This window comes from Xylophilus sp. Leaf220, assembly GCF_001421705.1.
Taxonomy (GTDB): domain Bacteria; phylum Pseudomonadota; class Gammaproteobacteria; order Burkholderiales; family Burkholderiaceae_C; genus Xylophilus.
The window spans coordinates 503,153-516,816 of the sequence record NZ_LMKO01000001.1 but is presented as its reverse complement, the minus strand read 5'-3'; the positions used below and the strand labels follow the sequence as shown (position 1 = coordinate 516,816).

Genomic DNA, 13,664 nt, shown 5'->3' with positions numbered 1-13,664 from the left:
TACGGTGAGGACCGCAGGCGCTCAATCGGGCTGCGCAGTAGGTTCTCTCACATCTTCCCCAGCATCTTGAGGATCTTGGTGGCCAGCTTTTCCATGGCGAAGGGCTTGGTGATCATCTCCATGCCCGGCTGCAGGAATCCGTTGGCCAGGGTCGCATTCTCGGCGTAGCCGGTCATGAAGAGCACCTTGAGGCCGGGCCGGGTGGCGACGGCCGCGTCGTAGAGCTGCCGGCCGTTCATGCCGGGCAGGCCCACGTCGGTCACCAGCAGGTCGACCCGCTGCGGGCCCTGCAGGATGCGCAGGGCGGCGGCGCCTTCGGGCGCTTCCAGGGTGCGGTAGCCCAGGCCCTGCAGCAGGTCGAGCACCAGGGCGCGCACGACGGGCTCGTCCTCCACCACCAGCAGGGTCTCGCCGTCCTCGCTGCGGTGATCGTCGCGCAGCTGCGGCACCGGCTCCGGCCCCGCGGCCACGCCATGGTGGCGCGGCAGGTAGATCTTGGCGGTGGTGCCGCGGCCGGGCTCGCTGTAGAGCTTGACGTGGCCCTGCGACTGCTTGACGAAGCCGTAGATCATCGAGAGGCCCAGGCCGGTGCCCTGGCCGATCGGCTTGGTGGTGTAGAAGGGATCGAAGGCCTTCGACAGCACGTCGGCCGTCATGCCGGCCCCCGTGTCGGTCACGCTGACGCAGACGTACTGGCCGGCCTTGAGGTCGCGCTGGCGGTGGGTGTAGGCGTCGTCCAGGGCGGCGTTGGAGGTCTCGACCGTCAGCATGCCGCCGTCGGGCATCGCGTCGCGGGCGTTGATGCACAGGTTGAGGATCGCGTTCTCCAGCTGGTTGGCATCGCACAGCGTGGTCCAGAGGCCGCCGGCCAGCACCAGCTCGATCCGGATGTTCTCGCCCATCGTGCGGCGCAGCAGGTCTTCCATCGGCGCGACCAGCTGGTTGACCTGCAACGGCTTCGGGTGCAGCGGCTGCCGGCGCGAGAAGGCCAGCAGCCGGTGCGTCAGGCCCGCGGCGCGCTGGGCCGAGCCCATGGCGCCCGCGATCAGCTTGTCGAGGTTCTCGGTGCGGCCCAGCTGCAGCCGCAGCTTCAGCACGTCGAGCGATCCGGTGATGCCCTGCAGCAGGTTGTTGAAATCGTGCGCGATGCCGCCGGTGAGCTGGCCCACCGCCTCCATCTTCTGGGACTGGCGCAGCGCCTCTTCCACCGCTTCGCGCTCCTGCGACTCGGCGCGCAGCTGGTCGAGGGCGGTGGCCAGGTCGCGGGTGCGCTCGGCGATGCGGCTCTCCAGCTGGTCGTTCAAGCTGCGCAGCGCCGACTGGGCCTGCATCTTGTCGGTAACGTCGTAGCCCTCGACGAAGATGCCGGTCGGCAGGCCGTGGTCGTCGAGGATCGGCTGGTAGATGAAGTCGAGGTGGTGCTCCACCAGCGGCCCGCCGGCCGCGGTCTCCAGCATCACCTGCAGGTTGCGGCCGTGGAAGGCCTCGCCGGAACGGTAGACCTGGTCGAGCCGCTCGAACAGGCCCTGGCCGGCCAGCTCGGGCAGGGCCTCGCGCACGGTGCGGCCTTCGAGGTCGGCGCGGCCGACCAGGCGCTGGTACGACTCGTTGGCCAGCTCGAAGACGTGCTCCGGCCCGCGCAGCACCGCCATGAAGCTGGGCGCCCGGCGGAACAGCATCCGGGTGCGGTCGCGCTCGGCGGCGCTGGCTTCGAGCGCATCCGCCTTGGTCAGGCCTGCTGCGACCTGCCCGGCCAGCAGACGGAGGAAGCCCGCGTAGTCGTCGGTCAGCGCCCGGTGGGGATTGACGCCGGCGACCAGGAAGCCGGTGGGCCGTGCACCGGCCCGGGAAGCCAGGGCCACCACCAGGACCTGCGCGGCGGGCCTGTCCCAGGCGCCGGTGGGCAGGTCCTCGTGCGGCGGCAGGGGCAGCATGTACGACGCCTCGCCGGCCAGCGCGCGTTGCGGCGACCAGAGCCCGTCGGCGCCGCCGTCCGCCAGGCAAGCGGGCGCCAGCCGGTGCCCTGCGGCCAGGCCCGCGGCACGGTGCAGGTGGGCGCGGCCCGCGTCGTCGAACAGATACAGCAGCGAGAACGGCATGTCGCGGGTGGTGCGGTCCATCGCCTCGCCGGCGGCGTCCAGCACCCGGGCGCGGGTGTCGGCGCCCACCAGGCCCGACGCCAGGAACCGCAGCGAATCGAGCCGCCGCTCGCTGATCACCCGGTCGGTCTCCTCGGTGACCGCGCAGAAGAGGCCCTCGACCTTGCCGCTGTCGCCCAGCAGGGGGCTGTAGGAGAACGTGTGGTAGGTCTCCTCCGAGTAGCCAGACCGGTCGAGCAGCAGCAGCAGCGCGCGGTCCCAGGTGGCGGTGCCGTCCCGGTAGACCGTCTCGATGCGGCCGCGGATCGACTCCCAGATCTCCGACCACAGCAGCCGGGTCGGGACCGCCAGCGCATGGGGATGCTTGTTGCCGAGCGTCGGCCGGTAGGCATCGTTGTAGAAGAAGGCCACGTCCGGGCCCCAGCCGAGCCACATCTCGAAGCGCGAACTGAGCATCAGCCGCAGCGCCACCTTCAGCGCTTCGGGCCACCGGTCGGGCGGCCCGAGCGGGGTGGCCGCCCAGTCGTGCCGGCGCATCAGGTCGGCCATCTCGCCCTGGCCGACGAAGATGTCGGCGTAGGGCAGTTCGGAAGAAGCGGTGGCGTTCATGGAGCGTGCTGTGGATGCCACGGGCCCCGAGCGTCGTGCAGGGGCCGCTGGCAGGTAAGGGTGTCGTGCGTGCCGCAGTGTCGTCTGCGCAACGGTGTACGGCGGGTGGGATATTGTCCCGCCCATGCGAGCGGCGGTGCGCCCGGTGCAACCGCCGAAAATGGGATGCTACTTAAATGATAGCAGGAGGTCGGCGCGGATCGCCGGCTGGAGCCCTGTCGGATGCGGAATCAGGGCGAACGGTGCAACCGCGGTGCCGAGAGCGCGTCCAGGTTGTCGGCGATGGCCGTGTCCAGGTCGGGCCAGCGGCCCAGCAGCCTGGCGGCCACCACATCCTTCTGCAGCGTCTTCAGGTCCTTGACCGTGGGGGCCACCTTGATCTGGGCGATGGCGGCGGCGGTGTTGCCGCCGCGGGCGATCGCCAACACCTTCTGGGCCCAGTCGTTCGCGCGCGCCATCGGAAATCCTCGTGTGAAAGGGCAGCGCCAGCGGCCTGCCGGAGGCGCCCACCGCGGGCGCCGAGCCGCCGACGATACGCGAAACCGCGGCCCGCCGGCGGCTGCGTTCAGCCGCCCTGCGCCACCAGCACCGGCGTGGCGCGGTACAGCTCGGGCATCAGGGCCTGCAGCTCGGCCAGCTTCGGCAGGTCGAAGCGGGCGATGTAGGGCGAATGCGGGTTGCGGGTGGCGTAGTCCTGGTGGTACGCCTCGGCCGGGAAGAAGCCCTGGCCCACCGGCGACAGCACGGTGACGATCCGCGCCGGAAACGCGTGGGCGGCATCCAGCTGCGCGATGTAGGCCTCGGCGACGCGCTTCTGTTCGGCGTCCTGGTAGAAGATGGCCGAGCGGTACTGGGTGCCGGTGTCGGGCCCTTGCCGGTCGAGCTGGGTCGGGTCGTGCGCCACCGAGAAGTACACCTGCAGCAGCCGGCCGTAGCTGATCCTGGAAGGGTCGTAGGTGATCTTCACCGCCTCGGCATGCCCGGTGCGGCCGCTGCCGATCGTCTCGTAGCGCGCCGTCTCGGCCGCGCCGCCGGCATAGCCCGACACGGCCTCGAGCACGCCCTGCGTGTGCTGGAACACCGCCTGCACCCCCCAGAAGCAGCCGCCGGCGAAGACCGCGGTGGCGGTCCGGGCCGGCGTGGCGGCGGCGACCAGCGGGGTGTCGACCGTCGGCGCGGGCAGCTTCACCCCTTTATCGGCCGCTACGGCGCTGCCGCCGAAATACGCCCATGCCGCCAGCGCGATCAGTCCCGAGACCACGAGCGATTTGGAGCCGACCAGGCCGGGGCGGGCCGGGCGGGCGGTGGCGGGCTTGGCGGGGCGCGGGAGCGGCATGGCGTGACTTTCTGCACCGGGGCGGCGCGGACGGAAGGCGGGACGCGGTTGGAGGCGCGGCCCCGCAGCAAAGTTCACCGGGGCGGGTGAGGCCACTGCGCGCCGTCCGGCGCCGGTTTCAGCGCCCCAGCGCTTCCGACACCGCAGCGCCCAGCTCGATCACCGACAGCGCGTAGTAGCTCGACCAGTTGTAGCGGGTGATCACGTAGAAATTCTCGGTGCCCGCGATGTAGGTCGGCAGGTCGGCGCCGTTCTGCAGTTCGACCAGCGCCAGCGGGCCGGCATGCTCGCGCGCCGCGCCGTCCAGCACCGCGCCCTTGGCGGCGAATGCGGCGGGGCTGAAGGTGGGCAGGATGTCGGGCGCGAGCAGCGCGTCCTTGTCGAGCCGCTCGGCGTCGAACGCCACCGGGTAGTGCGTCGGCATGCCGGTCTTCCAGCCGAAGGCCTTGAAGTAGCTGCCGACCGAGCCGATCGCGTCGGCCGGGCTTCCGAACAGGTCGATGCGGCCGTCGCCGTCGAAATCGACCGCGTACTTGCTCCAGCTCGACGGCATGAACTGCGGCAGTCCCATCGCCCCGGCATAGCTGCCGCGCAGAGCGAACGGGTCGACGTTGCTGCGGTTGGCCAGGCTCAGGAACTGCTCCAGCTCGCCCCGGAAGAAGGCGATGCGCTCGGCCGCGCGCGGATGGGCGGCGGGAAAGTCGAACGACAGGGTCGAGAGCGCATCCATCACCCGGAAGGTGCCCACCTGCTGGCCGTAGACCGTCTCCACGCCGATGATGCCGACGATGATCTCGGCCGGCACGCCGTAGATGCGCTCGGCCCGCGCCAGCGTGTCGCGGTGTTCCTGCCAGAAGCGAACGCCGGCCCGGATGCGGACCGGGTCGATGAAGCGGCTGCGGTAGACCCGCCAGTTCTTGGCGGTGCCGCGCGGCGCCGGCACCATCAGCCGCGGCACGGTGGGCAGGAACTGCGCCTGGCCGATCGCCTGGCGGACCCATTCGCGGTCGAGGTCGCGGCGGGCGGCCAGGTCGTCTGCGAACTGCATCGCGTCGGCCCGGTCGGCGTAGGAGACGGGTGGCGCCGCCGGGGGCGCGGCCGGCCGGCGCGCGGGTTTGGCATGCGCCGCGGCCTGTGCCGACGCGGCGCCGGGCAGGCCGATGCCCGCGATGCCGGCCAGGCCGGTGGCGAGGGTGGCGGCGGCGATGCGGCGCAGCGCGGGGCGGCGGTCGCGGGGCAGGGGGCGGGGAACGAGGGGCACGGCGTGGATGTCGATCAGGAGAAGGGCGCGGTCAGGCGCCGGGGGAGGGAAGGGCGGCGCTGCCCGCGGGGGCAGCGGGCCAGGCCAGTGCGCCGAACTCGCGGCGCAGGGCGGCCAGCGCGCCGCGCTGCGCGGCCGGATCGGCACGGCCGTAGCGCAGGGCCTCGAGCCGCAGCAGCCAGGCCTGCACCGCCACGCCGTCGTGGCCGAAGGCGCGCTGCACCTCGGCCGCCATCGCCCGCGGCGGCATCTGCGGCGGCAGCGCCAGGCCCTGCCGCTCCAGCCGGCGCCGGGCGCGGGCCAGCAGCAGCAGCCACGGGTCGTGCGAGCGGCGCGCCAGCGCCGCCCAGACGGCGCCGGCGATGCTGGCCACCGCCACCAATACGGCCAGGATGCGGGCCAGGTCCTGCCAGTCGGGCGTGCCGAAGCCCAGGCGCTTGAGCAGGTCGAACTGGCGCTCCTGCGTGTAGTTCAGCACCCACTGGTTCCAGCGGTTGTTCACCGCCTCCCAGCCGGCGCGCAGCTGCTGCACCAGGCCTTCGCCGATCACCGCGCCGAAGGCCCCGGCGAATGCGCCCTGCGGCGCGGGCAGCCGGACCAGTTGGCCGATCCGGTCGGGCGACACGGCCGAGGTGGGATCGACCCGCGTCCAGCCGCGGCCGGCCTGCCAGACCTCGGCCCAGGCGTGGGCGTCGCTCTGGCGCACCGTCCAGTAGCCGTCGACCGCGTTCAGGTCGCCGCCCTGGTAGCCGGTGACGATGCGGGCCGGCACGTCGGCCGCCCGCATCAGCACCACGAAGGCCGAGGCGATGTGCTCGCAGAAGCCGGCCTTGCGGTCGAACCAGAACTCGTCGGCCGTCTCGCGGCCGTAGATGCCCGGCTCCAGGGTGTAGGTGTAGCCGCCGGTGCGCAGCCGGCGCATCGCGTCGGCCACCAGCGCCGCGGTGGCGTCGCCGCCGTCGGCCGTCGACTGCGGATCGGCCTTCGCCTGGGCCAGCAACTCGGCGGCCAGGGCGCGGGTGCGCGGGTCGAAGCCCTCGGGCAGTTCGGTGAAGGCGCGCATCGCCGGCGTGCGCCGCTCGGGGCCGTAGCGGAAATCGGTGAAGCTCACGGCCTTGTAGCGCAGGAGCTGGTTGACCGGCCGCAGGGCGGTCCATTGCAGGTCGGCGCTGCGGTAGGCCTCGACGCCCTCGGGCTTCTCGGGCGCCGCGTCCAGCGTCAGGAGCCAGGTGCGGCGGCTGGGCTCCAGCGTGGCCTCGTAGCGCACCGGGGTGCCGCTCACCTGCAGCGGGCCGGGCGGTTGCCAGCGCGGCACGTATTCGCCGTTCGCGCCCAGGGTGGAGAGCGGGCGCCAGCGCCGGCCGTCGAAGGTGGAGAGCACCGGCCCGCGGAAGTACAGGTCCTGCTGCGGCGGCGGCGCGTTGCCCGGCGTGTCGAAGCGGATCCGCATCGCCACGCCGTCGTCGAGCGCCAGGCTGGTGATGTTGCCGATCTCCATGTCCTGCGCCAAGCCGCTGCGGCCGCGGGTCTGGTCGCCCGGCACGCCCCAGAGCGGCGACATCCGCGGGAAAAACAGGAACAGCGCCAGCATGATCGGCGCGCCCAGCAGCATCATCCGCGCCGAGGTGCCGGCCGCCGCGGCCAGCGGTGGCCGGCCGACCGGCATATGGGCTTGCACCAGCGCGGTCAGCAAACCCCACAGTGCCACCACCATCGCGAAGGCCACCGGCAGCGACTGCGATACGAAGAAGTTGGTGAGCATCGCGAAGAAGCCCAGAAAGAAGATCACCATCGCATCGCGCCGGGCGCGCAGCTCCAGCGTCTTCAAGGCCAGCAGCATGATGACCAGCGTCACGCCGGCCTCGCGGCCGAGGATGGTCTTGTGCGTCAGCAGCGTGGCGCCGGTGCAGACGGCCACCAGCGCCAGCAGCCACCAGCGGCCCGGCAGCGGGTCGGCCCGCCAGGCCAGCCGGGCGCGCCACAGCAGCACCAGCGCCGCGACCGCGCTGGCCCACAGCGGCAGGTAGGCCACCTGCGGCAGCAACACCCAGGCGACCACCGCCAGCAGGAACAGCGTGTCGCGGCTGTCGCGGGGCAGGGCTGCCGCGGCGGCGAGCGGCTTGGCGAACGGGTTCAGCATCGGGCCAGGGCCTCCAGGCAGTGGCGCTGGTGGGCCGCCCCCTGCGCCGGCGCGATCTGCAGGCCCGGCAACCGCAGGCCGTAGGGCACGCCCAGCCGCTCGGCCTGCTGCACCCAGGAGCACAGGCGCGAGAGGCGTGCCTCCATGTCGGTCGTGCCGGCCTGCGCATGGTCGAGCCAGAGATCCTGCTGCTGCGACTGGTGGGTGTCGCGGCTCACCAGGTCGTCCGTGCCGGCGGCGATGGCGCGGGCCGCCTTCTTCCACACCACCAGCCGCACCGGGTCTCCGCGCTGGTAGGCACGCACGCCGTCGATCTCGCCCGGCCCGTGCGCATGCACCTGCAGCGCGGCGGTTCCGGCGCGCGGCTCGCCGGTGGGCAGCGGCGGCGGCGGCAACTCGGGCGCCGGGTAGACCAGCACCTCGGCCGCCGGCCGCCAGAGCGCCCAGACGCGGAAGCTGCCGATCGGGAAGCGCGTCTCGGCCGTCACCGGCGGCACCGGGTGGATGCCGCGCGAGGGCGCCTCGAAGGCGATGCGCACCGTGGCCTGGCCGCCGGCCGGAACGTCGGTCCAGGCGCGGGCATCGCTGCCCTGCACCGCGAGGGACACCGCGTGCCGCGGGGTGGCGCGCTCGCTGGCCAGCTGCACTTCCAGCGTGGCGGCGCTGCCGGCGAAGGCGGGCTCGGGCGGCACCAGATGCAGCGTCAGGCCGCGCAAGGTGCCGTGGCCCAGGTGCATGCCGACCAGGGCCGCGCCGGCCAGAAGAAAGGTGAGCAGGTAGCCCAGGTTCAGCTCGAAATTAATCGACGCCACCAGCAGCACCAAAAGCGTGGCTGCCAATGCCAGGCCCGCGCGCGAGGGCAGGATGAAGACGTTGCGCTGCGTCAGCAGCTGGGTGTCCTGCCGCGGCAGCCGCGCCAGGAACCAGGCGTTGACGCGGCCAGTGCGGGGCGGCTTGGCCATGGCCGCGTCAGCTGAGCGCCACCGCCTCGACCATCGCCCGCACCTGCTCGACCGATCCGCGGCCGGCATTGCCCACCGGCACCAGCCGGTGCGCCACGCACTGCGGCAGGATGGCCTGGAGGTCGTCGGGGGCCACGTAGTCGCGGCCGGCGAGCAGCGCCTGCGCCTTGGCGGCGCGCAGCACGGCCAGGCCGGCGCGGGGCGAGAGTCCCTGCAGGAACCAGCGGCCCGAGCGGGTGGCGGCCAGCAGCGACTGCAGGTAGTCGAGCAGCGGCTCCGACGCATGCACCGCCAGCACCTCCTGCTGGATCGCGACCAGCTCCTCGGTGGAGAGCAGCGGCAGCAGATGGTCGAGCATTTCGCGCCGGTCTTCGCCGGCCAGCAGCACCCTTTCGGCGGCGCGGTCGGGATAGCCGAGCGAGATGCGCATCAGGAACCGGTCGAGCTGCGATTCGGGCAGCGCGAACGTGCCCAGCTGGTCGTGCGGATTCTGGGTGGCGATCACGAAGAAGGGCTGCGGCAGCATTCGCGTCTCGCCCTCGACGGTGACCTGTTTTTCCTCCATCGCCTCGAGAAGCGCGCTCTGCGTCTTGGGGCTGGCGCGGTTGATCTCGTCGGCCAGCAGCACCTGGGCGAAGACCGGGCCGGGATGGAACACGAAGCCTTCGCGGCCGCGCTCGTAGACCGATACGCCCACCAGGTCGCCGGGCATCAGGTCGGCGGTGAACTGGACCCGCGAGAACTGCAGGCCGAAGGTACGCGACAGCGCATGCGCCAGCGTCGTCTTGCCGACGCCCGGAACGTCCTCGATCAACAGGTGCCCGCCGGCCATGAGGCATGCCACGCAGTCGCGGACCTGGTCCTTCTTGCCCACGATCACCGTGTTAAGCTGGCCCAGCAGGGCCTGGAGTTTCTGCTGTGTCTGCATATGGCACCGACGTTAGCTGAAAAAAGAGGACGCCAGTCCGAAGAGACGTGAATAAAACAGGCTACTTCACCCACAAGGACTGCTGGAAGCACGACATGGGCGCAGGGCACCCGGAGTGCGCGGCCCGGCTCGACGCGATCGAGGACCGTCTGCTGCTGACCGGCGTGGCCGATGCGCTGGAGCGCCGCGAGGCGCCGCTTGCCAGCCAGTCCCAGATCGCACGCGCCCATCCGGTGGCGCACCTCGACCGGCTGCGCGGCATGACCGACCGCCTGGCCGACGACGTCGCCGCCGGCGGCCCTGCACATGCGGCGATCGACCCCGACACCAGCCTCAACCTCCACACCGTCGATGCCGCCCTGCGCGCCGCCGGCGCCGCGGTGGCCGCGACCGACGCGGTGCTGTCCGGCGAGTTGGAGAACGCCTTCTGCGCGGTGCGCCCGCCGGGCCACCATGCGGAAGCCGCCAGGGCGATGGGTTTCTGCTTCTTCAACAATGTGGCGGTGGCGGCGCGCCATGCGCTGGAGGTGCACCATCTGAAGCGGGTGGCGATCGTCGACTTCGACGTGCACCACGGCAACGGCACCGAGGACATCTTCTCGGGCGACGACCGGGTGCTGATGGTCGGCATCTTCCAGCATCCGCTCTATCCGTTTTCCGGCACCGAACACCCGGCCGCCAACATGCTCAACCTGCCGGTGCCGGCCTACACCCGCGGCATGGACGTGCGCGAGCTGATCGAGATGATGTGGATCCCGCGGCTGGAGGCGTTCAAGCCCGAGATGGTGTTCGTCAGCGCCGGCTTCGACGCCCACCGCGAGGACGACCTGGGCCAGCTGGGCCTGACCGACCAGGACTTCGCCTGGATCACCGGCCGCGTCAAGGACATCGCGCGGCGCTACGCCAGGGGCCGCATCGTCTCGTGCCTGGAAGGCGGCTACCACCTCGACGCGCTGGCCCGCAGCGTCGAGCAGCACATCCGGGTCCTGGCCGACATCTGAGCGGGACAGGCGCGCGGCGTTCCGCATGCCGGAGTGCCGCGCGCATCGTGAGAAACATGGCGGTACATGCCCTGCCGCAGCCTCCCTATAATGAAAAAAGAACGACCGTGCTTTTGTATGCCCCGGCACCGGTCGCCCCCGATGGGCGCAGGTCGATCATCCGTGTTTGGTTAAGTGGACGCTTAACCAAATAAAGATGTGCATAGAATCGATCGCATATCCCAGATTTCCACCATCGTCATAGGAGCCGCAGCAATGAAGGTTTTGGTCCCCGTCAAGCGGGTAGTCGACTACAACGTGAAAGTCCGTGTGAAATCCGACGGCAGCGGCGTGGACATCGCCAACGTCAAGATGAGCATGAATCCCTTCGACGAGATCGCGGTCGAAGAAGCGGTGCGCCTCAAGGAGAAGGGCATCGTCACCGAGATCGTCGCGGTCAGCTGCGGCGACACCAAGTGCCAGGAAACCCTGCGCACCGCGATGGCCATCGGCGCCGACCGCGGCATCCTGGTCGAGACCACCGCCGAGCTGCAGCCCCTGGCCGTCGCCAAGCTGCTGAAGGCCCTGGTCGACAAGGAGCAGCCGCAGCTGGTCATCCTCGGCAAGCAGGCGATCGACGACGACAGCAACCAGACCGGCCAGATGCTGGCGGCCCTCGCCGACCTGCCGCAGGCCACCTTCGCAAGCAAGGTCGAGGCCACCGCCGACAAGGTCACGGTGACCCGCGAGGTCGACGGCGGCCTGGAGACCATCGCGCTGACCCTGCCCGCGATCATCACCACCGACCTGCGCCTGAACGAGCCCCGCTACGTCACCTTGCCCAACATCATGAAGGCCAAGAAGAAGCAGCTCGACATCGTCAAGCCGGAGGACCTGGGCGTCGACGTGACCCCCCGCCTGAAGACCCTCAAGGTCTCCGAGCCACCGAAGCGCGGCGCCGGCATCAAGGTGCCCGACGTCGCCACGCTGGTGAACAAGCTCAAGACCGAAGCCAAAGTGATCTGAGGAAGAGAGAAAAGAACATGAGCGCACTCGTCATCGCAGAACACGACAACCAGTCGATCAAGCCCTCCACCCTCAACACCGTGACCGCCGCCATCGCCTGCGATGCCGACGTGCATGTGCTGGTGGCCGGCGCCGGCGCCCAGGCCGCGGCCGATGCCGCCGCCAAGATCGCGGGCGTCACCAAGGTCATCCTGGCCGAAGGCCCGAGCCTGGCCGAGGGCTTGGCCGAGAACGTGGCAGCCCAGGTGCTGGCGATCGCCGGCAGCTACGGCCACATCCTGTTCCCGGCCACCGCCGCGGGCAAGAACGTCGCGCCGCGCGTGGCCGCCAAGCTCGACGCCGCGCAGATCAGCGACATCACTAAGGTCGACAGCCCCGACACCTTCGAGCGCCCGATCTACGCCGGCAACGCCATCGCCACCGTGCAGAGCGCCGACAAGACCAAGGTCATCACCGTGCGCACCACCGGCTTCGACCCGGCGGCGGCCGAAGGCGGCAGCGCGACGGTCGAGAAGGCCGAGGCCGTGGCCGACAGCGGCAAGAGCAGCTTCGTCGGCCGCGAGGTCACCAAGAGCGACCGCCCGGAACTCACCGCCGCCAAGATCATCGTCTCGGGCGGCCGGGCCCTCGGCAGCGCCGAGAAGTTCAACGAGGTGCTGACGCCGCTGGCCGACAAGCTCAACGCCGGCCTGGGCGCGAGCCGCGCCGCGGTCGATGCGGGCTACGCGCCCAACGACTGGCAGGTGGGCCAGACTGGCAAGATTGTGGCGCCGCAGCTCTACATCGCCGCCGGCATCTCGGGCGCGATCCAGCACCTGGCCGGCATGAAGGATTCCAAGGTGATCGTCGCGATCAACAAGGATGCCGAAGCGCCGATCTTCTCTGTCGCCGACTACGGCCTGGAGGCCGACCTGTTCGTGGCGGTGCCGGAACTGGTCGCCGCGCTCTGATGCCGCCGCGCCTCGCCTGAGGTCCGGGCGGCCCGCCGAAGACCATCGCAGGTCGTCGGCGGGCCGCTTTTTCGCAAGTGCTACCCATACGAGGACGGTGCCATGACACCGTCCCGCCATCGAAGCCGCTCCACCCCCGGGGCGGCACCGACACTGGAGGAACGACATGCACGCTGTTGACACGGGGGCCCGCGTGCGGGCCCGCACCCTGATCCTGGGGGCCGTCGTGGCCCTTGCCGCCGTGGCCGCGCCGGGCGCGCGGGCCGCCGTCCTGGTGGTCGGCCAGGTGGCGCCGCTGACGGGTGTGGAGGCGACGCAGGGCCGCGCCTATGCGGCCGGCCTGCAGATCGCCTTTTCGCAATTCAACGCGGCCGGCGGCGCCGCCGGCAACACGCTGTCGCTGGTGAGCCGCGACGACGGCTCGCGGCCCGACGACACGGTCGCCGCGACCCGCGCGCTGCTGGCCGAGCAGCGGCCGCTGGCGCTGGCCGGCTATTTCGGCACCCGGGGCATCACCGCGGTGGTCGAGAGCGGTCTGCTGGACAAGGAGAAGATCCCGCTGGTCGGCTACCGCGCGCTGCAGCTGGCGGCGGTGTCGCCCCAGCTCTTCACCGTGCGGGCCGGCCTGCCCGACCAGCTCGGCAAGATCATGCAGCACCTGGCCACGATGGGCATCTCGCGGGTGGCGGTGTTCATGGAGGCCGGGCCGCAGGCCGCCGGCGTGCAGGCCACGATCGCGCAGGCCGCCGCGGCACAGAAGATCAAGGTGGTCGCCACCGCGCTGCAGCCGCCCGAGGTGCGGGTGATGCCGGCGGTGACCCAGATCCGCGAGGCGCAGCCGCAGGCGGTGCTGCTGCTGGCGAGCGTCGCCAGCGCGGCCTTCGTCGAGTCGTTCCGCAGCGAGGGCGGCGGCGCGCAGCTCTTCGCCACCTCCGACATCGACGTGGAGCAGCTCGCCAAGCGGCTCGGCGACGAGCAGCTGGCCGGCATCTCGATCGCCCAGGTCACGCCCAACCCCAACAAGCTCAGCACCCGGCTGGCGCGCGAGTTCCAGCAGGCCCGCAAGGCGGCCAAGGTCGAGCTGCCGGCCAGCCACGCGATGATGGAAGGCTACGTGGCCGGCCGGGTGCTGTCGGAGGCGGTGCGGCGCGCCGGCGCCACCCCCACCCGCGAGAGCGTCGCCCGCGCCATCGAGTCGATCGACCGGCTCGACCTGGGCGACTACGTGGTCGGCTTCAAGCCCGGCGAGAACCGCGGCTCGCGCTATGTCGATCTCTCCATCGTCTCGGGCGGCCAGCTCAAGCAGTAACCGCCCCTCGTTCTTCGCACAGCCCCGCGGGCGAGCATCCGCGCGGGGCATCCACAGGACCCCT

At 71.3% G+C, this 13,664-nt stretch carries 11 protein-coding genes; 4 read left to right on the top strand and 7 right to left on the bottom strand.

What is annotated here, in order from left to right; translation table 11 throughout:
• Window positions 1-47 precede the first annotated feature (47 nt).
• From ASE76_RS02360 to ASE76_RS02330, 7 genes are all read right to left on the bottom strand, one after another.
• The gene (locus ASE76_RS02360) at window positions 48-2,708 is read right to left on the bottom strand and encodes an ATP-binding protein (protein WP_055834095.1); all 2,661 of its coding nucleotides are present in this window, start codon (window positions 2,706-2,708) and stop codon (window positions 48-50) included.
• Between the two features lie 230 nt (window positions 2,709-2,938).
• Entirely contained in the window at window positions 2,939-3,166 is a 228-nt protein-coding gene (locus ASE76_RS02355; RefSeq protein ID WP_055834093.1) for a hypothetical protein, read from the bottom strand.
• A 107-nt stretch (window positions 3,167-3,273) separates the two neighbouring features.
• Complete coding sequence (gene msrA, locus ASE76_RS02350; protein ID WP_082447857.1) at window positions 3,274-4,044, bottom strand: peptide-methionine (S)-S-oxide reductase MsrA; 771 nt, start codon at window positions 4,042-4,044, stop codon at window positions 3,274-3,276.
• A gap of 118 nt (window positions 4,045-4,162) precedes the next feature.
• Entirely contained in the window at window positions 4,163-5,305 is a 1,143-nt protein-coding gene (gene mltB / locus ASE76_RS02345) for a lytic murein transglycosylase B (RefSeq protein WP_369793352.1), read from the bottom strand.
• Window positions 5,306-5,336: 31 nt separating this feature from the next.
• Window positions 5,337-7,445, bottom strand: coding sequence for a DUF3488 and transglutaminase-like domain-containing protein (locus ASE76_RS02340; RefSeq protein ID WP_156362497.1), 2,109 nt, complete (start codon window positions 7,443-7,445; stop codon window positions 5,337-5,339).
• Window positions 7,439-8,407, bottom strand: coding sequence for a DUF58 domain-containing protein (locus ASE76_RS02335; RefSeq protein ID WP_156362496.1), 969 nt, complete (start codon window positions 8,405-8,407; stop codon window positions 7,439-7,441). Before ASE76_RS02335 ends, ASE76_RS02340 begins: the two co-directional genes overlap by 7 nt.
• A gap of 7 nt (window positions 8,408-8,414) precedes the next feature.
• Window positions 8,415-9,335 carry a MoxR family ATPase gene (locus ASE76_RS02330; protein ID WP_055834085.1) on the bottom strand — a complete coding sequence of 307 codons (921 nt, stop codon included), beginning with the start codon at window positions 9,333-9,335 and terminating at the stop codon, window positions 8,415-8,417.
• Window positions 9,336-9,382: 47 nt separating this feature from the next.
• Between ASE76_RS02330 and ASE76_RS02325 the strand changes: the two genes are divergently transcribed.
• The 4 genes from ASE76_RS02325 (at window position 9,383) to ASE76_RS02310 (ending at window position 13,600) form a co-directional block, all read left to right on the top strand.
• On the top strand, window positions 9,383-10,336 hold the full coding sequence (locus ASE76_RS02325) for a histone deacetylase family protein (protein ID WP_055834082.1): 954 nt from the start codon (window positions 9,383-9,385) through the stop codon (window positions 10,334-10,336).
• Between the two features lie 255 nt (window positions 10,337-10,591).
• Entirely contained in the window at window positions 10,592-11,341 is a 750-nt protein-coding gene (locus tag ASE76_RS02320; RefSeq protein ID WP_055834079.1) for an electron transfer flavoprotein subunit beta/FixA family protein, read from the top strand.
• A 17-nt stretch (window positions 11,342-11,358) separates the two neighbouring features.
• Complete coding sequence (locus tag ASE76_RS02315) at window positions 11,359-12,291, top strand: electron transfer flavoprotein subunit alpha/FixB family protein (RefSeq protein WP_055834076.1); 933 nt, start codon at window positions 11,359-11,361, stop codon at window positions 12,289-12,291.
• A gap of 166 nt (window positions 12,292-12,457) precedes the next feature.
• Window positions 12,458-13,600, top strand: a complete 1,143-nt coding sequence (locus ASE76_RS02310) for an ABC transporter substrate-binding protein (RefSeq protein ID WP_055834072.1) — start codon at window positions 12,458-12,460, stop codon at window positions 13,598-13,600.
• The last annotated feature ends 64 nt before the right edge of the window (window positions 13,601-13,664 follow it).